The following is a 21217-nucleotide window of genomic DNA, read 5'->3' on the forward strand; positions in this document are numbered from 1 at the left end:
GTCGTTCTAGCGTCGTTCTAACTTAGTTCTGGCTTTGTGCTGGCGTCGCTTTATAAAAATAATTTAATTCCGTCAAAATCTGATTAAATTGCGTATCAAGCATCTCTTCTCGTGGAATTGATTTGTAATCAAGACGATTTCTCACATCATGATTACCTTGGCGACTGAATAGGCCTTGATACGAGAACAAGGTAATCGTGTCTTGTTGCAGGATCACAAAGTTATTCTTATCACCGAGTAGTTGCCACGTTTTAAACTCACCAGAAAATAAATCAATCCCGTTACTGTAATCTGAAATTGGATTATTGACCGCGTTTAGATTAGTCAAAATAGTCGGTACGATATCAATATGATTAGTATCTTGTTCTATCACCTGTGGCGTTTTACCTGGCCAGACGATGAATAGCGGTACTTGTGTTTGATACGTTGAGTAGTTACTGCCATATCCCCACGAGTGATTTTCAGAATCATTAAATTCATTACCGTGATTGGCTGTGAATACAATAACCGTATTATCATATTGCTTGGTTTGTTTTAACTCATAAACTATCTTAGCGACGGCTTTATCAATATAGCTGACACTGTTTCGGTAACTGTTAAACAGCGCTATCTGACGGTTGCTTGCTTGGCTATTTAAGTCTTGAATATTAGGGTAGAACATCGCAGGGAAACCAGCTGGCGTTTCCACCTTTTGTACTGACTGTAAACTCACATAAGCAAACCAAGCGGTTGTCTCGTCTTGCTGCTTTATCCAACGACGTGTCGCGCTAACGGTTTCACTATCTTGCTGTGTACCCGCCACGATGGTTGTGTTGGGGCTTTCCAAATTAATGAATGTTGTTTGCTCTTGTCTATGTGCCGCCAACGCTTCAGTATTAAAGATACCGAGGTTATAGTCCGCCTGAACAAAGTAGTCGAGCATGAAAGGGGACGTCGCTGATGTTTCGATATCATCCCAATATTGTGGGGCAAGACCATACATCATGCCGAAGTTACCGAGCAAGTCATCGTTGCTTGTACTGAAATGGTGATTAAATCGCAGGCCTTGACGTGACAATTTAGACATTTCGGGCATCACACTATCATTGAGCATATCTGCTCTAAGCGTACTGATATTAATGAGTAACACGTTCAGTTTTTGATTATCGTCATTCACTACCAATGGGTGCTTAGGATAGTCGAGACGTGAATCTGATGGTTTTTTTGTATCACGGATACGTTTGCTAAAGGCTTCTTTATCTAACCAACCGTATTTAACAAGGAAGGTTCTTGCTGTCATTGGGTAAGCGAGTGGGAAGTTTGCTTTTTGTGCGGTGATCGGACGGTAGACGGCTGCATCTGCCCACATGTGCAGTAAATGACCCGTTAAGAAACAGCAGAAAAAGAAAATGGCGATAATAGGGCCAAGTTTAAAGCGGCTTAACGGTCGTAGTCTATGCCACAAAAAGCTGGAAATAAGCAGTTCAAGTAAAAACAAAAACGGTACGAAAACAAAGAAGGATTGCCAATCTGAGTTTAATGTTTGTTCATTTTCGCCGAGTAATATCTCAAAGATAATGGGATTTATGTGTAAATTATAAAGCTTGAATATCTCGGTATCGATGATTAATAACGATAATCCCACTGTGGCGAAGATAACGGTAAGAAATCGCAGCGCCCGTGGAAACGGTATCACAAAGCTGATCGGGAAGATCACCACCAGATACAATATAAAAATAATAAAGCTGAAGTGGCCTAGCAGGCTAATAAGAGAATAAACTTGACCAAGCATAGTTTCAGGCCATTCGGCGATGAAAATATAACGTGATGCAAGTAAGATAGCCAGTAAGATGTTGGCTAAGCTAAACCAATGACCCCAACTGATAATCTTGGAGACTTGATCGCGATAATGATGTCCTGTTTCTAGCATAAGTTAAACTGCAGTCTCTATTAGTACTTTGATAGTGTAATGGATAAAAATAAATGACAAGGCATCCTTGCCTATCATTTAATTAATGTGATGTATCTTTTGCTTTTACTGACGCAACAAGCGCTTTAGCAAATTTTTCAGCAACCGCTTGGCGCTGTTTTGGAGATAAAGATGCGTTGATGATGTTAGCCGCTGCATTACCAAGAACCATTAAGCCAAGGTCTAAGGGTGCATCGTGTTTTTCTAGTACATCGATAACTTCATCAATCACTTTTTCAACTTTATCGCTTTTGTATTTAGAAACTATAGGCATAATTTAATCTTTTAATGTATGAATGGGCAAAGATGATTATAATACCTCACAGAATTCATTAACTCTAATACTTTAAATATATGCAGCTAAAATTAAATAACATTATTCTACATTCATTAGCCTTTAATACCGAAGGTGAGCTTAAATGCTACCCACGTAGTGAAGAACTGATTACTTCACAGCCTGTTGAAGAACTGGCGAGTGAATTACACCGTATTTATAACGCCAAGCCTGCGAAAGGTTTTGGTTACTTTAAAGGCGCAGAAGAAGACAATAGTCGTTTACCTTTTGAAGTTGAATTGCGCAAATTCATCTATGAAGAAAGCAATTTTGTTGATTTTTCCAGCGCCGCGTCAAGTTTATTAGTCGGCGAGTTATTGAAATATGACTTTATGACTCAAGGTATTCTGTCTTTTGTCCATTATAACTGGATGGCTTCTGATTATCTTATCGTGGCGTTATTGGAAAATAAAGACAGTGTGATGGTGACAGAGCAGCTTGATCTGAGCAGTACACATTATCTTGAATTGTCTAAAGTACAATTGGCGGCTAAAATTGACCTGACAGAGTGGCGACAAAATAGTGATTCAAAACGCTACCTATCTTTCATTAAAGGTCGCGCTGGACGTAAAGTGTCTGATTTCTTCCTCGACTTCTTAGGTTGTACAGAGGGCATGGATGCAAAAATACAGAACGCAGGCTTAATGCGCGCTGTTGACGAATTCTGTCATGTTGCCGAACTCGATGCTAACGAATCCATTCAAGCACGTGAGCAAGTTGCACAATACTGTAACGAGCAAATTAAAGAAGGCAATGAGATTGAAGTTAAAGATCTATCTGATCATTTAGCCGATGTATCATCACGTGACTTCTATCAATATGCGTCAGAAGCATACCAGCTTGAAGATAGCTTCCCAGCGGATCGTGGCGCGGTACGTAAACTGACTAAGTATGTCGGTCAGGGCGGTGGTTTAAGCGTGAGCTTTGATCAGAAGTTAATGGGCGAACGCATTAGCTATGATGCACAAACTGATACGCTAACAATTGTTGGGATCCCACCGAATTTACGTGAGCAGTTAACGCGTCGCAGTAATTCAGATGATAATAACGAATAACACTTAATTCGTTATGTGTGATTAGGTATGAGTGATTAGGTATTTTACTTTTGATGAATAGCTAATCACTATTTTTTATCTATGTCTTAACTCTGTCTTAGCTATGTCTTAACTATGTTTTCATTATTAGTCTCACGCTTTTGCGGTGCGTTATTAACTTAATTTGTTTTCAATAGACTTGGCCTGTTTTAATCCCCATTCCCCTTTTATTGCCACTTTTAGCATCATATCTAAGAATATATGTAAGCCGTTATTATCTAGATCCAGACAAATCCCATGATTTTCTCGGGAATAAATATATAAAGCGACTAGATTATCAGGCTTCTTATCTAAAGATATGCGTGTCGTGAGTAGCGCTTCTGGTTGTGCTGGTGTTGATTTTTTCTGTATTTCGGTTCTGCCTGCCGCGTCATGTAATGCTTGCTGGTGTTTATCTGCAAATGAGGCTTCTTGGTCGGTTTTATTATTTTTGTAACAAGATTGAATTTTATCTAACTCATATTGCAGGGTTAACTCGGCATTGAGCATTTCTAATAATTTTTTGCACATGTGCCGAGTGAGCCACCATTGAGGATGATTTATATTATTTGAAACGATAAGTAACATGCGATCTTCAACAGGGTTATAAGTTAAGCTAACTTGGCTCATTCTTAGTCCTTACTGGGTGAATACGTGATATTGATATTACTTAATAGTAGTTTTTACATTGTAAAGTGCAAATGGAAATGAGAAACAGTTCAAGGTAATTAATATGCGGATTTGGCGAGTATAGGCTAAGTGGTAATAGAGGCTAAAAGGTAGGGGATAAGGGGGACAGAGCCCCCCTTGAATCGATTATGCAGTCATCATGTGATGCATCAAAGATAATTATGCTTCAGCAGTCGCTTTTACTGGCGCTTTAAGTACTTTTTGTACTTTTGCTGGTTCAGTCTTTAGTTCACTGATCATAGTAGCAAGTAGGTCAATTTTACTTTCTACTTCATTCAATTTTTGGCCTTGAGCACCAGTAAAGCGGCTAGTGATGCTTTGTGCTTTAGCTTCAATTGATTCTAGAGAGATTTTTTTACCTAAAAGTGCAGAAACTTGTTCTTTTACTTGAGGTTCAACTTGCGTACCGCGTTCAACGAGAGATTCAAAAAGTTGCGTTGCTTTATCTGATGACTTTGATGCTTCATCAATGATTGTGCCATAAACACCAAAACCTGCAGTGATTGATGTTTTTGCTGTTTCTTTTGCGACGTTGTAGATAGTTTCTACTTGGTTTAGTAAGTTAGCCATGATGATCACTCCTAGTGAAAGTATTTAGATTTAAATTAAGATTTTTCAATTGAGTTAATCATATGGGTTTTATTTAGAAATCACATTCCAGAGCTAATAAAAAATCTATAATTATGTATAAAAGTAGTAATGAAACGACAATATATAGATGCTTTCAGAAGCTGAAATGAAAAATGCATCACCCAAGGTAATGCATTTTAATGTACTTAGTTTTCGCTATTGTTCATTAATACAAACGGTTAAACGTTATGTGTATTAATAAATAGCGCTAAACGTTATTTTTGCAATTGATAAACAACGGTTGTACCACTGACTTCATTGGCAACTAATAATAATGGTTTACCGTTTGGGCTGTGGTCTGCAGCAATAAACTTCATCCCTTCAGGACCTAAATCACCCACTTTAGCAGGGTCGCCTTTGGTTACTTGGCCATCTTCAATTTCAAACTTAGGCGCAAAGTCACGATTTACGATGTAATCGATGAAATAGGCGTGTTGTGGTTCGGTAATATCATAAATCATAAACCCCGAGGTACGCTCTAGTCCTATAAAAGCATATTGACGACCATCAATAGACCCGAGTGCTAATGCTTCAGGCTCTGCGCCTTTATCATCACTGCGGTTATCCCCTTTTTTTTTGCTGTTATGGTTATTAAAATTGTTACCTAAACGCGCGGCAGTAATACGCGCAAAATCATTGCCACTGTCGAATACCTGCTGTCCTTGTGCATCCCAAATAGAAAATGAACGTGCGCCATAACTGTAGATCTTATCGATATCACCATCGTTATCCGTATCACCAATACTGGTCGTTACCTTTAAGCGGCCAAGCTGTTTTTTGTCTTGGACTGCCTCAAACTGTGGGTGGTTTTTATCGAGCGTTAATTTACCGGCACGGGTTTCTTCAGAAAATCCGGCATAATCACGGGCATCACCTTCGTTGGCCGTGACAATGAAATCGGCTCCATTAATGCTGTAACTGGCAATGGTATCTGGCTGGTAAAGACCGTATACACCGGCGTATGCTTGGATGTTTACTTTGCCATCTTTATCACTGGCGTCGATGGCATTATTGCTTAAACCGTAATTTTTACTGCCTAAATCAACAATACGTTCAACGCGATGGGATCTTAGATCTATTATTGCAAGGGCATTGTTTTCTTGTAGCGATACAAACGCGTGTGAATTGTCATGGGAAATCGCCACATATTCAGGTTCAAGATCTTGGCTTACCGATGATTTTGGACCGTTTATCTTCACGCCTGTTGGTAATTCATGGTGGCGTGAAGCCTGACGATTAAAGTCATTGAAGCTAATGTGAATCGCCTGTTTTTCAGGGATATTATTGTTGATGTTAATGATCGACACGGATCCTTCTGGATCGACAGTATAGGCACCATTCGGCTCACCTTCATTGGCCACCACGACTTTACTGCCATCATGAGTGAACACTACATTGTCTGGTAAGAAGCCAACTTCAACGGCTTGTAGATAAGTTGCGTTGCCTGTCTTGTCTAACGTGTAGAAGCCAATAAACCCTCGGCCTTGGACTGGGTTACCTTGGTTATCACCGCGTTCGATAGCCACAGCAAGTAAATTATCATAAATAGCGACACTGTTAACTGAACCCAGACCTGTCAGGTTCAAATCTTCTGCCAGGTTTAGTGTCGTTTTTTTAGTGAGATTATTGAGCGTTAACGGGTCTATAGCATCTTCTTGGCTGTCGCTTATGGTATTAATGACAGCGGCATCGAGAATATCAACCTGACCGCTTTTAGCGTTAACCACAAAAATAGACTGACTTTGTGGGTGATAATCTAAGATCTCTGCCGCGCTCACACCATATTCTCCAGACTCATGGCGAGCAAGCATGGTGACCACAAGTGGCGATTGTGCACGCTGCTGTGATCTTGCTATCGATGTGTCATTGGGCTTGGCGCTGCAACCACTGATTATGGTGGTGAGGGCAAGGGCGATTGTGGTGCTTAGCAGCGTCTTTTTCATTGAGTTCACTTTTTGAGTTGTTTTTATGCGCATGTGTATAGATGAATATAGGGCAGATGTAATACATATTTGTGATGTCTATATGACAATTTTGTGAAATATTGATATTCATGCAACTAAATAGTCTTTTTAAAGTTATACTTTTGCTTCTTCAAATGCCCACCTTATTTGGATGAAGAGTTTGAATGAGTAATGTGGGTGAATAATTCGTTTGTTAATAAGGATGGAACAATCATGGCGTTCAAACATATCGTAATGTGGACTTTACTCGACACTGCTAATGGTAATGATAAAAGCACAAATGCTAAATTAGCAAAAGAAGCACTTGAAGCGCTTAATGGTCAGATCCCTGGGTTACAACGTTTGGAAGTGGGTATTGATTGTCTGCAAGGCGCAGGCTCTTACGATTTAGTATTGATTGCCGATCTAGACTCTCGCGAAACGCTAGATGTGTATCAAGATCATCCTGCACATCAAGCTGTATTACCTATGATGAAAAGTATTACGAGTCAGCGCGCAGCTGTAGATTACTAATCTGATTTTATAAGTTATAACAGTATAAATAAGAAAGGAGAGCGTGCGCTCTCCTTTTTAGGTTTAAGTTATAGCAATAACGCTAATGCTATCTATAACGTGATGCTTTAAGCCTTGTGCGAAAAGGTTTCACGCAAGTTATGCGCCGCCGTCACCATATTCTGCAACGCTGCTTCTGTTTCTTTCCAACCACGGGTTTTTAGACCACAATCAGGGTTAACCCACAAGCGTGCCACATCAATATATTCACTGGCATTAGTCATCAACTGAGTCATCCATTCAACACTGGGTACGTTTGGTGAGTGAATGTCATAAACACCTGGGCCAATATCATTTGGATAACTAAAATCAGTAAACGCAGATAATAGTTCCATGTTAGAACGTGACGTTTCAATGGTGATCACATCCGCATCTAATGCCGCGATTGAAGGCATAATTTCGTTAAACTCGCAGTAACACATGTGCGTATGGATCTGGGTATTGTCTCTGACCCCCGATGCGCTGATACGGAATGCTTTTGTCGACCAATCTAAATACGCTTGTTGCTCGCTGCTACGTAGCGGTAGTCCTTCACGCAGTGCTGGCTCATCAATCTGAATAACCTTAATACCAGCCTCTTCTAAATCAACTACTTCATCGCGGATCGCCAAGGCAATTTGGTTAGTCTGTTCTTCACGGCTAATATCATCACGTGTAAACGACCAGCATAAAATAGTCACTGGACCTGTTAGCATGCCTTTCATTAACTTGTTAGTTTGCGCTTGAGCATATTGGCTCCAAGCGACTGTCATTGGTGCTGGGCGTGAGATGTCACCAAAGATGATTGGTGGTTTAACGCAACGCGTACCATAACTTTGTACCCAACCGTTTTTAGAGAATGCGAAACCATCAAGTAATTCACCAAAGTATTCAACCATGTCATTACGTTCTGGCTCACCGTGTACGAGTACATCAAGGCCCAGCGCTTCTTGGCGCGTCACGACATCTTTGATCTCTGCTTGCATCTTGGTGATGTATTGGTCTTGGCTAATCACATTTTGTTTAAATTGGTTACGCGTCTGACGAATATCACTGGTCTGTGGAAACGAACCAATGGTTGTGGTTGGGAAAAGGGGTAAATTCAATTCTTGTTGCTGGCTAGCAATACGTTGGGTAAAGGCACTGTGACGTTGTGCATCTTGGTCGGTGATTGCTGCAACGCGGGCTTTAACAGCGGCATTGTGAATGCGTGATGACGTTGCTCGTGATGACACAACCGCCGTTGATTCTGTTACTTTTGTTGTTAATAGTGTGGCTAATTCTTCAGTACTGTCACCGTTTAAGAGTGCGTTGATGGTACTGATTTCAGTTAATTTTTGTGTCGCATAGGCTAACCAAGATTTCAGTTCGGCATCAAGTTTAGTTTCGTTATCCAGATCAACTGGGCTATGTTGTAGCGAACAAGATGAAGCAACCCATAAACGTTCACCTAACTGTACTTTAGCTTGTTGTAATGCACTGACTGATTTAGCTAAATCGTTACGCCAAATGTTACGACCATTCACAATACCTGCCGATAAAATCGCGTGAGCAGGCAGCAATGCCAATGCCGTTTCAAGCTGCTGTGGAGCACGAGACAAGTCAATGTGGAAACCATCAACAGGTAATGAGAATGCCAGTTCCGCATTATCACCGAGTGCACCAAAGTAACTGGTGAGTAATAGCTTGTTAGTGCCTTTCGCTAATTCCGCATAGCTAGTTGTAAAGGCTTGTTGCCAATCACTTGTTAAGTCTTGTACTAGAATTGGTTCTTCAATTTGTAGCCATTCAATACCTTCCGCTGCGATGTTAGCAAGCAGCTGTTTATACGTTGCAACGAGCTGAGGTAGCAGCGTTAGTTTATCAAAATCACTGTTGGTCTTACTGAGTGATAAATAACTAACCGGGCCTAGTAGACTGACTTTAATTGGGAAACCAAGGACTTTTGCTTCTTGGATCTCTTCAATCAACTGGTTGTAGCTTAACGCGAACTGCTGATCTTGATTAAGTTCTGGTACAAGATAGTGGTAGTTAGTATCAAACCATTTAGTCATTTCACATGCAGCAGCTTGTTGGCCACAACAAGGGCTTGAACCACGCGCCATATTAAATAATGTATCTAGGGTGATAGCTTCTTCTTGATGACGTTCAGGGATAACACCTAATGTTGCTGATAAGGCTAATACTTGGTCGTACCAAGCAAAGTCGCCGACAGTGATGAAGTCTAAACCGGCATCAATTTGTTGCTGCCAGTGTTTAGCACGCAGTTGTTTACCAACGGTTTCCAATTCAGCTTTGGTGATGTCATCTTTCCAGTATGACTCAATTGCTTTTTTTAACTCGCGGTCTGCACCGATACGTGGGAAACCTAATATGTGTGATTTAGCCATTTGCAACTCCATTTGATTTAATGATTTATTTAAAATATACATATAAACGTAAAGCCGTTTAGATGGCTAAAGTATTGCTCATTATTTCACGTGAATCAAATTCATATTTTTACTGATTAAGTTGAATTTAATTGAAGTTGGCTTTATGCTGATTTCAGTCATCAGTTTAAAAGGGAATTCACGATGCTCGAAGTTAAGCATTTGAAAACGATTATCGCGTTAGAAAAAACCGGCTCATTAGTCGAAGCATCTGAAAGTCTTTACATGACGCAATCGGCGTTATCACATCAGATTAAAGATCTTGAAGAACGTTTAAATACGTCGTTATTTATCCGTAAAACCAGACCGTTACGCTTTACGGTTGCGGGGGAGAGGGTGCTTAAACTGGCGAAATCAGTACTGCCTATGTTTACCAATACCGAGCGCGATATCAGTCGTTTATTATCGGGAAATGCCGGGCGTTTGCACATGGCCATTGAGTGTCATAGTTGTTTTCAATGGTTAATGCCAGCGATTGACGTGTTTCGAGACCAGTGGCCTGAAGTTGAATTAGATTTAGCGTCTGGTTTTAGTTTTGCGCCATTACCAGCGCTAAAACGTGGCGATGTCGATTTAGTTGTGACGTCCGATCCACAAGTATTATCCGGTATTCATTACGAACCACTGTTTCGATATCAACCTATGCTAGCGGTGAGTCGTCATCATGCCTTAGCGGATAAAGCGTATATAGATCCTGAAGATCTCGCGACAGAAACCTTGATTACTTATCCTGTCGAGCAGCAGCGGTTAGATATATTTAATTTATTTTTAGATCCGGCAGGAGTATCGCCGCATGCTATTCGCCATGCAGAATTAACGATTATGATGTTACAGCTGGTGGCGAGTGGGCGTGGTGTTGCTGCATTACCGAATTGGGCGTTAACAGAATATTTAGAGAAAGATTATATTTTAGCTAAGCCACTGGGTGAAGAAAGTTGTTGGACGACGCTCTATGCTGCCGTGCGTATTGAACAACTGGAAACGCCTTACATGAGTGAGTTTTTAAAAGATGCCAAAGCCAGTTCTTTTCAGCTGTTGAAAGGCATTAAAATAGCGAGTGAATAAGCCGTTACGCATTAAAAAGGGAAACGCTCACAGTGAGTCATTTCCCTTTCTATTTTCTTAATGACAGCTATTACTTCTGCTTATGTATTTTGATAGCTTTTGTAGATAGTTATTATAGATAGCTTTTAGAGATAGTTAATCTTCTTCATTTAACAGCTGTTTAACCAGCATTCTTACCGTATCAATATCAAACGGTTTATCGCACAACGCAGAGACGCCTGCTTGCTTCACTGCTGATAATTGGGCGGTGCCTTCTTCAGACGTTACCATTATAATCGGTAGGTTAGCTAATTCCGGATTCAATCTGATTCGTTCAACCAATTCTTTACCGTCCATTTCTGGCATGTTGTAATCGGTAACGATCAAGTCGAAGGTGTTTTGTGCCAAATACTCTAGCGCTTCCACACCGTTTTCAGCGGTGGTAACACCGACAATTCCCATGCTATTTAATACACGGCAAATATGTTTTCTCGCGGTTAAGCTATCATCAACGACCAAGATGCTTAATGCGGTTACATCGTATAAATCTAACTCCATTTCTTCTGGTTCAATGTAGCTAAGAGTCGCATTTAGTGCGCGTTGCAAATCAACAAATTTAAACGGCTTAGGTAAAATAGCCACCGCGCCAGCTTGTTTTACTTTATCTAACACTGAGAAACGTTGTTCGCTGGAAATAAGCATAAAGGCGATGTTTTCAGTGAGTTGATTTGATTTAACGAATTCGGCTAACTCAGCGCCAGAGCCATCTTCAAAATACATCGCACTGATGATTAAATCGGGAATGAATCCCGTTAAACTCTGCTTTGCTTGCGCTATTGAGACAACACATTCGATGTTATCAACTCCAGCATCCTGCAATTGCGTTCTAATGAATTTATTTTGTGTAGTCGACGGCTCAATTAATAAAATAGACAGATCACGCACTTCAAGACTCATATTATTCCTTGTTATATAAGTAGATATTACAGCTAAAAAGTCAACATCGTGACTAATACGAACAGCCATTATAAATTACCGCGACTGGATAAAATAGTCTAGTTTTAGCGTCATGAATAGTGACTTTGATTACTGATCCAGTTTAATTAATGCAGATAGTGTACGAAGTCGGTTAATTATAAATCGCACATATAGAAGGGGCTATTCTAGCTCACAATACTTGGCTAGGCAGCGCGTCGCACCAAGTATTGTGTTCCAATATTACTCGTCGACCGCTGTTGGCGTCACTGTTTCTGGTATCGTTGTTATGCTGGTCTCTTTAGCTTTGGTGACCTCGATATTTGCTGTTGTAAATTCACCTAGCTGTGCAGACAGCACGCGTTCAAATGTGCTCACTTGTGCTTTGTATGACAAATTCGACAGGTCCTGATTAAGAAACTTATGTCCTAAGCCTTCGAGTGTGGCGCGATAGTGTAAAACAACTTCTTCACGCTGGTTTTTATCTAGATTGTTGATCCAAGTAACATCTGTGGTGATATGTTCTGCACTTTGAATGTCTTTTTTAATCTGGTTTGCCGCGTTAGTAAGTGCTTCTGTATCACGAGGAACCTTGGTTATAAGCCTATTGAGCTGTTGTAAACCTTGCGAGGCCTTATTGTAACTCTGTGGAATTAACTGCTTATCTAACTGATTAAATGGTTTTTCTAATGGTGAATAATAATTGGCTATGACTATATTAATTTCGAGATCATGAATTTTTTTCTGTAACTTATCGCGATCGAACTTTTGTTTTGATTCAGGGTATTTTTTTTCAACGTTACGAATGAATTGGTCGATATCTTGATTAATCGTCTCTAACTCTCTTTGCCACACCTTTCCTATTTTGGGTGTGAGATATTCTATGTCTGCTAGCGGTTGCGCCAATAATGTCATTATTTGGTTCTTATATTGTTGCGCTAGGATTAACTGCTCACTGACGTCGGTAATACTGGTTAGTACGGTACTTTCTGATGGCCCGCCAAAGAACCCTTGATTATTTGGGTCAAATCGATTTACCAGTTGACGCATTTCCACTACATCTTGCTCAATATACTGCCAGGTACGTGGGGCATAATAGTTAAAATTCTCATCTTTAGCCGCGAGGTACTTCTGTTCAATTTGTGTTACAGCGTCATTGACTGTTTTGTTGAGTTGTATATTGGTTATTTTACTTTGTTGGAGATCTGCTGTTGCAGGTGCACGCTTTTCAAAGCTGGCACAGCCTGTGACAAGCGTGATAAATATAGCCGTATGAGTAAGTTTCAATATTCGGATGAGTCCATCCTAGACGAGAGTGTTGGAAGTAGTCGTAACATAATGGTTTTAAAGGTTAGCGGTAATTAAGGTATTTGCAGTTTAAATGAGATGCGGTTTTTAGATCTAATCAAAAATTGTGAGCTAGGAAGAATAAAATAATGAATAATTGTAGGTAATATATTAAAAAATAATGATTTAGAATTAATTGTTTAGAACCCAAATTGCAACTTAGCCTGCTAGGTTAAGTTGCAATCTGATTTATATTGTTGCCGTTGTTGGTAAGCTAAAGCTGAATGTCGTGCCTTGACTCAACACGCTCGATACCGATATTTGGGCGTGATGCAAGGACAGTAATTTAGCCACGATAGCGAGTCCTAACCCTGAATTACCTTGTTGACCATTAACGGAATTCTTAGCCCTGAAATGGGCATCAAAGATATGGTCGACATCTTCTTTGGGAATACCAACGCCTGAATCGGCAATGCTAATAATCAACTGGTTATCTTTCGGTTGCAGCTGGATCTTAATACTGTCACCAGGCTGGCAATGCCTTAACGCGTTATCAACCAGGTTGGTCAATACCCGTTCAAGCTTGGCAATATCAGCAATGGCTTGCAAGCTAGGGTCTTTAGGTTCAACAGACAAGGTGATATTTTTTTGCTGTGCTTGCAGCTGGAACTTACTCAATACGTCCTGTGCCAGTTCTGCCACCGCCACTGGCTCCTGATACAGGCTAACGGTATTACTGTCTAACTGCGCGAGCTCAATGATCTGTTCGACAAGCCGTTGTAATTGGTTCGCATTCTTTTGTGCAACTTCAATGAAATCACTACCTGCAGCCTCTGGATATTGTAATAACCAAGTTTCCAGATAACCTTTTAAAGAGGCTAATGGGGTTTTGAGATCATGGGATATATGCGAAAGCATCTCTCGACGTAACTGTTCAGTCGATTTAATTTGGGTTAATTGCTTATTGATCTTATTTTCTAATGAACCAAAGTTATTATGCAAATTAATAATTTCGTTGGCGGCATATTGATCGGGTGTTGAATTAGAGAGTGTGCTGAAATCACTATTAACAAAGTTCGTCATATCTTTGTCTAATTGACTGATAGGGCGAACAAGTCGCGCAAAAATAAACACTAATAGCGCAAAAGCTAATGCAAAGAAGATGACTAAGGCTGCAAGGATCTTATACATATCACTGTCGAAGGCTAAGTTCTTGACAATGCTGTCATATTTATCGCCGCCGAGGATCACAAACACATAACCAACTTGCTGGCTGTTTTTGAATATAGGTGCGGATGAAAATAGTTTTTGTTTGTCTGGGCTTCTTGGATTATCCGCATAAATAGGGTAGTTAGCGCCTTTAATAAAGCGCTCTAGCGGTTTCACGTTAATGATATTACGTTTTATCTTGCTCGGTTCTGCTGCATAAACTAATAACTGACCGCGGTTATCGGTGATATATATTTCATAGCTGGGACCCAACAGCATTAAGCTATGGAAAGCTGGTTTTAGTGCCGAACGACTAATATCACCTTGTTGTAAATCATCTGAGTAATGAATGATTTGCTGGGCTAAATTTTTATGCAGTGTTTGTTCTACTCGGGCTGAGTTGGTATCGGTGATCGCGCAATAAATAACAAACAAGCCCGTCGCCATAATGGCAAACAAAATAATCAACGGGAATGTTATCTGTCCTAATAAGGATCTATGTGACATCGCTGACCTCCAGTTTGTAACCAACGCCCCACACTGTTTTTATGTATGTCGGTGCTGCTGGGTTTGGTTCTATTTTGTTTCTTAATCTATTCATATGCGAGTTAACAGTGTGCTCATAACAGTCGTGATGGTAATCCCATACTTCTGCTAGCAACTGTTCTCTGCTGTAGACACGCCCAGGCGATTTAGCCAAAAAGAACAATAACGAAAATTCAGTACTGGTTAAGGTAATTAGCTTGTCGTTTCTATGCACAGTGTGCGTTGCTTGATCTATGATGAGGTCGGCAATTTTGATGCGTTCTGGCACGACATTAGCTGCAGCTTGCACATTGCTGCGACGTAGTAGGGCTTTAACGCGAGCTTGTAATTCTAAAACACTAAAAGGTTTAGCGAGGTAATCATCTGCGCCAGCTTCTAGACCCTGTACGCGGTCGAGCTCTTCAGTACGTGCAGTTAACATCATGATCGGCACAATAGCGTCAGTCGAACGTATTTTTTTGCAGATATCGAGGCCATCCATATCGGGTAGATTGAGATCTAACAAGATAAGTTGGAAGGTGTGTTCGCTTAACTGTTGAAAAGCATCCTTGGCGTTGTGACAACAAATAACCTTGTTGCCTATCATCTCTAGATTGATGCGTATTAAATTAGCGATATCCTGCTGGTCTTCGACCACCAATACATGTGTGTCCATTGTATCCTTACCTCTTTATACCATTCGATATTTAGTTATTGTATTTTGTGTTTTTCGCTATTTTTTTATATAGGTTGTATAGCAACTGCGAAGGCGAGACATTTCAGTCTTATTTAGTGCGATCTACGTTGGGTTTTTTATAACCGCTTGTATCCACATCATACATCTGCCACTTAATTCATGCATTTTTATTTATCTTGGCTAACGTTAAATTATACCCCATGAATAGAGTGTAACAGCATGCTTGGTCAGATAACTGAAACTGATAAATTAATTTTGTTATATCAATTTGAAACTCAAGGCGAGTTAGCGTCTGAATCAGTGCTTGATATTTCTGATGAGGAAGCGCGCTTTATTCGCACTTCGGGAGAATATATTTTGTGGGAGTCAGGTAAACGTGACTTTGACTATCCCGAAGTGGCTGATTCTCATTGGCTGGAAACCACTTACCGTGGTCAAGCCGCCAAATTAGACTGTTTACAAACCCGTGATGCGGTTTTATGCCCCTTAATGCAAAGAGATCAATTACGAGGGGAGTGGCATATTCATAACGGCTTTTTACGGATGAATATAGCGTCTGCCCATCATCATATCGAATTGTTCTCGGTGGCCAGTTATGACAGTAATATTCATTCATTATTATTGTTTAAGGATCAGCAGCTCGCAGGGTCGGCAAATATAACGTTAATGGCGTAAAATCACTGGTGAGCTAGCGTCTTTAAAATTGCGTTTGATATGTAAAACCATTTGATTTAATAGACGCAGCTGATTAATCATCATTAAAACAGCTGTTTAATTATGGGATCTACATTTTTTAGGCCTTAAAATTTAACCTGTAGCGGTGTAAAATTAGCCATTAATCACGCACTAAAATAATAAAATGATACTTTATAATAAAAAGTAACAACATATGCCTTTTTATTTTATTACATTATTCTTTCATTTTACCACCTTTCGATATCCTCTTTCATTTCAAACGAAACCTGCTTTACCTAGTCATGTAAATCATTGAACATTAAACCAATTTAACCTTGTCAATCACACTTCAAAGATGCTCTAATCCGAGTTAGATAATTATTTATTTTACAGTTAATCCACATTTTAGATTCTATATTCAATTTGAAATAAGGTATGGTCAAATAAATTGTTGTTGCGTTAAGTCACATTTTTGTGAACAATCGTTAGTGACAAATACCCCGTTTCATTTTTATTATGAATGGGTTGAATCCGATACTTTGTACTTATGCTTCTCCGTACCTCATGCTAAATGGGATACACATGGAACGTAGTATTTTATCTTTGATGTTGAAACAGACAGGAACAGATGATGCAAATAGGTATACCAAGAGAGAGCCTCAAAGGTGAAACTCGAGTTGCTGCTACACCAGCAACTGTTGAGCAGTTACAGAAATTAGGTTTTTCTGTGTTGGTTGAAAGCAATGCAGGCCAACTATCTAGTTTTAGTGACGCTACTTTTGAAGCGGCTGGAGCAACAATTTCGGCAGACACCAAACAAGTTTGGGCTGCAGATATTGTACTTAAAGTTAACGCGCCAGCGAATGACAAAGAAATTAAGTTATTACAAAAAGGCACTTCATTAATTAGTTTCATTTGGCCAGCCCAAAATGAAGAACTTCTAGAGAAGCTTGCAAAACGTGAAATTAACGTTTTAGCAATGGACTCAGTGCCTCGTATCTCACGTTCACAGTCACTTGATGCATTAAGCTCAATGGCTAATATCGCCGGTTACCGTGCGGTAATTGAATCTGCAAATGAGTTTGGTCGTTTCTTTACCGGTCAAATCACCGCTGCTGGTAAAGTACCACCTGCAAAAGTACTTATTCTTGGTGCTGGTGTTGCTGGTCTTGCTGCTGTTGGCGCTGCTGGTAGTCTAGGTGCGATTGTTCGCGCTTACGATACACGTCCTGAAGTGAAAGAACAGATCACCAGTTTGGGTGCTGAATTCTTAGAAGTTGATTTTGAAGAATCTGCTGGTTCAGGTGATGGTTACGCTAAAGTAATGAGTGACGAATATAAAGTTCAAGAGCAGAAAATGCTTGCAGAACAAGTTGCTGATGCTGATATCGTTATTACCACTGCATTAATTCCTGGCCGTCCAGCACCACGTCTTGTTAGCCAAGAAATGGTTGATGCGATGAAAGCGGGTAGTGTGATTGTCGATTTAGCTGCCGTCAATGGCGGTAACGTTGAACCAAGTGTTGTTGATCAAGTTATTACTACAGCTGGTGGCGTTAAAGTTATCGGTTATAACGAAATGGCTCGTCGTCTACCTGCACAAGCATCTCAGCTTTACGGTACCAACTTAGTTAACCTGCTTAAACTATTAACACCAGAAAAAGACGGTGAAATGAGCATCAATTTTGATGATGTTGTTCAACGTGGTGTGACAGTAGTTAAAGACGGTGAAATTACGTGGCCTGCGCCACCGATTCAAGTTTCAGCTGCACCTCAAGCCGCTAAAAAAGAAGAAGTGAAAGCAGCGCCTGCAAAACCTGAAAAGAAAAAAACCGGTATCTATAAAGCAATCCTAGCGGGTGGCGGTATCTGGGCTTATTCAGCGTTAGCAAGTTATGTTCCTGCGGAATTCTTAAATCACTTAATGGTATTTGCACTGGCTTGTGTGATTGGTTATTACCTGATTTGGGACGTTGCATCGTCATTGCATACACCGCTTATGAGTGTAACTAATGCTATTTCAGGTATTGTTATCCTTGGTGCTTTCTTCCAAATGGGCGCAGAGAGCGGTCTTGTTACCTTCCTCGCATTCCTCGGCACATTTATTGCCACTATCAACATCGCCGGTGGTTTTGCCGTTACTGAGCGTATGCTGAAAATGTTCCGTAAATAAGGATTTTTATAATGTCTCAAGAATCAATTGATGCTGCACAAACTGCGATTAACGCAGCGCAAGTAGCAGTAGATGCAGCAACCCAAGCTGCGCAAGTGGCACAATCAGCTGTTGTAGAACAAGCGCCAGCTGTTGTTCAAGTTGTACAAGATGTTGTTGTTGCAACAAATGGTAAAGGTATTTTGGAAGCGGCTTATATCGCTGCTGCGGTACTATTCGTACTTGCTCTTGCTGCACTATCAAAGCAAGAAACTGCACAGCAAGGTATTTTCGTTGGTATTCTAGGTATGATTGTAGCGGTTGTTGCAACATTATTTAGCAGCGACGTAACAAACATCGGCTATATCATTGCCGCTATGCTTGCTGGTGGTGCATTTGGTGTACGCTGGGCAAACAAAGTTGCAATGACTGAAATGCCAGAAATGGTTGCGATCCTAAACAGCTTCGGTGGTTTAGCGGCAGTATTCATCGGTTACAACAGCTATATCGAACACAGTATTACAGAACCAGTTATGTTAAGCATTCACTTAACGTTGATCTTCCTGGGCGTATTCATCGGTATCGTGACGTTTGTTGGTTCATTAGTTGCTTGGGGTAAATTGAACGGTCGAGTTAAATCGAGCTCATTAATGTTACCGCACCGCCACAAAATGAATTTAGCGGCATTGCTTGTTATCATCTTCTTAATGTTCTCATTTGTTGGTGCTGGCCTTGAAGGCAATACTGCAGCATTAGTTATCATGAGCCTTATCGCCATTGTATTTGGTGCGCATTTAGTATTATCAATTGGTGGCGCAGATATGCCAGTTGTAGTATCTATGCTTAACTCTTACTCTGGTTGGGCTGGTGCGGCTACAGGTCTTATCTTAGGTAATGATCTGTTAATCGTAACGGGTGCGCTAGTAGGTTCTTCAGGTGCAATCTTAAGTTATGTAATGTGTAAAGCGATGAACCGTTCGTTTATCTCTGTTATTGCTGGTGGCTTCGGTAACGATGTTGTCGCACCTACAGGTGATGAAGAGCAAGGTGTTCACGTTGAAACATCTGCAGCTGAAGTTGCTGAAATGCTGATGAATTCTAAGCGTGTAATCATCACTCCTGGTTATGGTATGGCTGTTGCTCAAGCACAGTATCCTGTATTCGCAATCACTAAGAAATTACGTGATGCTGGTGTTGATGTACGTTTTGGTATTCACCCTGTAGCGGGTCGTTTACCGGGTCACATGAACGTATTACTTGCTGAAGCAAAAGTACCTTACGACATCGTATTAGAAATGGATGAAATCAACGAAGATTTCAATACCACTGATACCGTGCTTGTAATCGGTGCCAATGATACGGTTAACCCAGCTGCGAAAGAAGAAAATTCGCCAATCTCTGGTATGCCAGTACTTGAAGTTTGGAACGCAACGAACGTTGTTGTATTCAAACGTAGTATGGCAACAGGTTACGCTGGTGTTCAAAACCCGTTATTCTTCAAAGAGAATACAACTATGCTGTTTGGCGATGCTAAAGAAAGCGTAGAAGAAATCTTCAAAGCAATGTAATGTGCTGTCCGTATCGGTTAAATGATACAAGACGTTGAAGATCGAAGGAGCCGAAAGGCTCCTTTTTTTATTTTGAAATAAGAGATAATTCACCTGTGTATTTATTTCTTATATCTGTGTAAATTTTTCGTCACATCACTATTAATTTAGGGGTTGTGATGGTATAAATAAGTCAAACGTTAGGTTTATTACGTAGTTTAATTACAAACAGATAGGGAATACCATGTTTGAGAAAATCGTTACAGCAGCAGCAGATCCAATTTTAGGTTTAACTGAAGCATTTGCTAAAGATCCACGTGCCGAAAAAATCAATTTAGGTGTGGGTATTTATAAAGATGAAACAGGTCAAACTCCTATCCTAAAATCAGTTAAATTAGCAGAACAAAAGCTAATTGATGAAGAAAAAAGTAAAAGTTACTTAAGTATTGAAGGCCATAAAGCCTATGCGTCTGCAGTACAAAAACTATTATTTGGTGCCGATAGCGATGTAGTTACTCAGCAACGTGCAATTACAGCACAAGCGCCGGGTGGTACAGGTGCTTTACGTACAGCTGCCGATTTTATCAAAAGTCATTTAACCAGTGATCGTATTTGGGTAAGTAACCCAACATGGGCGAATCACGGTAATGTATTTAATACCGCGGGTCTTGAAGTTGAACAGTATGCTTACTATGACGCTGAAACGCGCGGCTTAGACTTTAATGCTATGTTAGCTTCTTTAGCTGAAGCAGAAGCTGGCGATGTTATTCTTTTCCACGGTTGCTGCCATAACCCAACGGGTATTGATCCAACATTGGAACAATGGACGACATTAGCGCAACTGTGTGCAAACAAAAAACTATTACCTTTATTTGATTTTGCATACCAAGGTTTTGCTACCGGTGTAGAAGAAGATGCAGCTGGCTTGCGTGTATTCGCAGAGCATTGTGAAGAGCTTTTAGTGGCTAACTCATTCTCTAAAAACTTTGGTCTTTACAATGAACGTGTTGGTGGTCTAACGCTAGTAGCAAAAGACCCAACGGTTGCTGTCGCCGCATTTAGCCAAATCAAATCTGGTATCCGTGCAAACTATTCGAATCCACCTGCACATGGTGCTGCCATTGTTGCGCTTATTCTTGATGATGCAGAATTACGTAATCAATGGATTGCAGAAGTAGCTGAGATGCGTGTACGTATTAACGAAATGCGCCAGCTGTTTGTAGCAACGTTGGCTGAAATGGGTGTGACTGGCGACTATAGCTTTATTACTCGTCAAAACGGTATGTTCTCATTTTCAGGTCTAACAAAAGAGCAAGTTGCTACATTAAAAGATGAGCACGCAGTTTACATCGTTGGTTCTGGCCGTATCAGTGTTGCTGGTATGACTAAAAACAACATGCAACCATTATGTAAAGCGATTGCAGCTGTACTTTAATTTGCTTAGTGTTAATAAGTAGTAGGTGTAGGGCAATAGCTAATTGTTGCTACAGTGAATGATTAAATGAGT

General features: G+C 40.3%; 17 protein-coding genes. 7 read left to right on the forward strand and 10 right to left on the reverse strand.

The window, feature by feature from the left end; genetic code table 11:
* Positions 1-22: 22 nt before the first annotated feature.
* Together A923_RS0100065 and A923_RS0100070 are read right to left on the reverse strand one after the other, a co-directional pair.
* Positions 23-1909, reverse strand: coding sequence for a DUF3413 domain-containing protein (locus A923_RS0100065; protein WP_017219584.1), 1887 nt, complete (start codon positions 1907-1909; stop codon positions 23-25).
* Positions 1910-1991: 82 nt separating this feature from the next.
* A complete protein-coding gene (locus A923_RS0100070) occupies positions 1992-2222 on the reverse strand; it encodes a YejL family protein (protein WP_017219585.1) in 231 nt (76 codons plus the stop codon).
* An 80-nt stretch (positions 2223-2302) separates the two neighbouring features.
* On the opposite strand from A923_RS0100070, the gene yejK reads away from it, so the two are divergent.
* Entirely contained in the window at positions 2303-3337 is a 1035-nt protein-coding gene (gene yejK, locus A923_RS0100075; protein ID WP_017219586.1) for a nucleoid-associated protein YejK, read from the forward strand.
* A gap of 153 nt (positions 3338-3490) precedes the next feature.
* On the opposite strand, the gene A923_RS0100080 is transcribed toward yejK, so the two are convergent.
* The 3 genes from A923_RS0100080 to A923_RS0100090 all read right to left on the reverse strand — a co-directional run bounded on the left by A923_RS0100080 (position 3491) and on the right by A923_RS0100090 (position 6618).
* Positions 3491-3985 (reverse strand): hypothetical protein, encoded by a 495-nt coding sequence (locus A923_RS0100080; RefSeq protein ID WP_017219587.1) that lies wholly within the window; start codon positions 3983-3985, stop codon positions 3491-3493.
* 219 nt (positions 3986-4204) lie between these two features.
* Positions 4205-4615, reverse strand: a complete 411-nt coding sequence (locus A923_RS0100085) for a hypothetical protein (protein WP_017219588.1) — start codon at positions 4613-4615, stop codon at positions 4205-4207.
* 275 nt (positions 4616-4890) lie between these two features.
* Positions 4891-6618 (reverse strand): choice-of-anchor I family protein, encoded by a 1728-nt coding sequence (locus A923_RS0100090; protein WP_017219589.1) that lies wholly within the window; start codon positions 6616-6618, stop codon positions 4891-4893.
* Positions 6619-6852: 234 nt separating this feature from the next.
* Between A923_RS0100090 and A923_RS0100095 the strand changes: the two genes are divergently transcribed.
* Entirely contained in the window at positions 6853-7152 is a 300-nt protein-coding gene (locus tag A923_RS0100095) for a Dabb family protein (RefSeq protein WP_017219590.1), read from the forward strand.
* 107 nt (positions 7153-7259) lie between these two features.
* Here the strand turns inward: A923_RS0100095 and metE are convergent, their stop codons facing one another.
* Complete coding sequence (gene metE, locus A923_RS0100100) at positions 7260-9560, reverse strand: 5-methyltetrahydropteroyltriglutamate--homocysteine S-methyltransferase (protein WP_017219591.1); 2301 nt, start codon at positions 9558-9560, stop codon at positions 7260-7262.
* A 183-nt stretch (positions 9561-9743) separates the two neighbouring features.
* Between metE and A923_RS0100105 the strand changes: the two genes are divergently transcribed.
* Entirely contained in the window at positions 9744-10664 is a 921-nt protein-coding gene (locus tag A923_RS0100105) for a LysR family transcriptional regulator (protein WP_017219592.1), read from the forward strand.
* A gap of 135 nt (positions 10665-10799) precedes the next feature.
* Here the strand turns inward: A923_RS0100105 and A923_RS0100110 are convergent, their stop codons facing one another.
* The 4 genes from A923_RS0100110 to A923_RS0100125 form a co-directional block, all read right to left on the reverse strand.
* The gene (locus A923_RS0100110) at positions 10800-11600 is read right to left on the reverse strand and encodes a response regulator (protein WP_017219593.1); all 801 of its coding nucleotides are present in this window, start codon (positions 11598-11600) and stop codon (positions 10800-10802) included.
* Between the two features lie 261 nt (positions 11601-11861).
* Positions 11862-12905 carry a hypothetical protein gene (locus A923_RS0100115; RefSeq protein ID WP_017219594.1) on the reverse strand — a complete coding sequence of 348 codons (1044 nt, stop codon included), beginning with the start codon at positions 12903-12905 and terminating at the stop codon, positions 11862-11864.
* Between the two features lie 249 nt (positions 12906-13154).
* Positions 13155-14621, reverse strand: coding sequence for a sensor histidine kinase (locus tag A923_RS0100120; RefSeq protein WP_017219595.1), 1467 nt, complete (start codon positions 14619-14621; stop codon positions 13155-13157).
* Positions 14611-15315, reverse strand: coding sequence for a response regulator transcription factor (locus tag A923_RS0100125; RefSeq protein WP_017219596.1), 705 nt, complete (start codon positions 15313-15315; stop codon positions 14611-14613). The genes A923_RS0100120 and A923_RS0100125 overlap by 11 nt, the downstream gene beginning before the upstream one ends.
* Before the next feature lie 240 nt (positions 15316-15555).
* On the opposite strand from A923_RS0100125, the gene A923_RS0100130 reads away from it, so the two are divergent.
* The 4 genes from A923_RS0100130 to A923_RS0100145 all read left to right on the forward strand — a co-directional run bounded on the left by A923_RS0100130 (position 15556) and on the right by A923_RS0100145 (position 21145).
* Positions 15556-16011, forward strand: coding sequence for a hypothetical protein (locus A923_RS0100130; RefSeq protein WP_017219597.1), 456 nt, complete (start codon positions 15556-15558; stop codon positions 16009-16011).
* A 631-nt stretch (positions 16012-16642) separates the two neighbouring features.
* Complete coding sequence (locus A923_RS0100135; RefSeq protein ID WP_017219598.1) at positions 16643-18184, forward strand: Re/Si-specific NAD(P)(+) transhydrogenase subunit alpha; 1542 nt, start codon at positions 16643-16645, stop codon at positions 18182-18184.
* A gap of 11 nt (positions 18185-18195) precedes the next feature.
* On the forward strand, positions 18196-19731 hold the full coding sequence (pntB, locus tag A923_RS0100140) for a Re/Si-specific NAD(P)(+) transhydrogenase subunit beta (protein ID WP_017219599.1): 1536 nt from the start codon (positions 18196-18198) through the stop codon (positions 19729-19731).
* A gap of 223 nt (positions 19732-19954) precedes the next feature.
* Positions 19955-21145 (forward strand): amino acid aminotransferase, encoded by a 1191-nt coding sequence (locus A923_RS0100145; RefSeq protein ID WP_017219600.1) that lies wholly within the window; start codon positions 19955-19957, stop codon positions 21143-21145.
* Positions 21146-21217: the final 72 nt, after the last annotated feature.

Source organism: Moritella dasanensis ArB 0140, from assembly GCF_000276805.1.
GTDB classification, from domain to species: domain Bacteria; phylum Pseudomonadota; class Gammaproteobacteria; order Enterobacterales; family Moritellaceae; genus Moritella; species Moritella dasanensis.

Bases quoted from the DNA above. Each gene is read 5' to 3' on its own strand.
- A923_RS0100065 (WP_017219584.1), bottom strand. From the start codon at position 1,909: ATGCTAGAAACAGGACATCATTATCGCGATCAAGTCTCCAAGATTATC.
- A923_RS0100070 (WP_017219585.1), bottom strand. From the start codon at position 2,222: ATGCCTATAGTTTCTAAATACAAAAGCGATAAAGTTGAAAAAGTGATT.
- A923_RS0100110 (WP_017219593.1), bottom strand. From the start codon at position 11,600: ATGAGTCTTGAAGTGCGTGATCTGTCTATTTTATTAATTGAGCCGTCG.
- yejK (WP_017219586.1), top strand. From the start codon at position 2,303: ATGCAGCTAAAATTAAATAACATTATTCTACATTCATTAGCCTTTAAT.
- A923_RS0100145 (WP_017219600.1), top strand. From the start codon at position 19,955: ATGTTTGAGAAAATCGTTACAGCAGCAGCAGATCCAATTTTAGGTTTA.
- A923_RS0100125 (WP_017219596.1), bottom strand. From the start codon at position 15,315: ATGGACACACATGTATTGGTGGTCGAAGACCAGCAGGATATCGCTAAT.
- A923_RS0100095 (WP_017219590.1), top strand. From the start codon at position 6,853: ATGGCGTTCAAACATATCGTAATGTGGACTTTACTCGACACTGCTAAT.
- A923_RS0100105 (WP_017219592.1), top strand. From the start codon at position 9,744: ATGCTCGAAGTTAAGCATTTGAAAACGATTATCGCGTTAGAAAAAACC.
- A923_RS0100120 (WP_017219595.1), bottom strand. From the start codon at position 14,621: ATGTCACATAGATCCTTATTAGGACAGATAACATTCCCGTTGATTATT.
- A923_RS0100080 (WP_017219587.1), bottom strand. From the start codon at position 3,985: ATGAGCCAAGTTAGCTTAACTTATAACCCTGTTGAAGATCGCATGTTA.
- metE (WP_017219591.1), bottom strand. From the start codon at position 9,560: ATGGCTAAATCACACATATTAGGTTTCCCACGTATCGGTGCAGACCGC.
- A923_RS0100130 (WP_017219597.1), top strand. From the start codon at position 15,556: ATGCTTGGTCAGATAACTGAAACTGATAAATTAATTTTGTTATATCAA.
- A923_RS0100090 (WP_017219589.1), bottom strand. From the start codon at position 6,618: ATGAAAAAGACGCTGCTAAGCACCACAATCGCCCTTGCCCTCACCACC.
- A923_RS0100135 (WP_017219598.1), top strand. From the start codon at position 16,643: ATGCAAATAGGTATACCAAGAGAGAGCCTCAAAGGTGAAACTCGAGTT.
- A923_RS0100085 (WP_017219588.1), bottom strand. From the start codon at position 4,615: ATGGCTAACTTACTAAACCAAGTAGAAACTATCTACAACGTCGCAAAA.
- pntB (WP_017219599.1), top strand. From the start codon at position 18,196: ATGTCTCAAGAATCAATTGATGCTGCACAAACTGCGATTAACGCAGCG.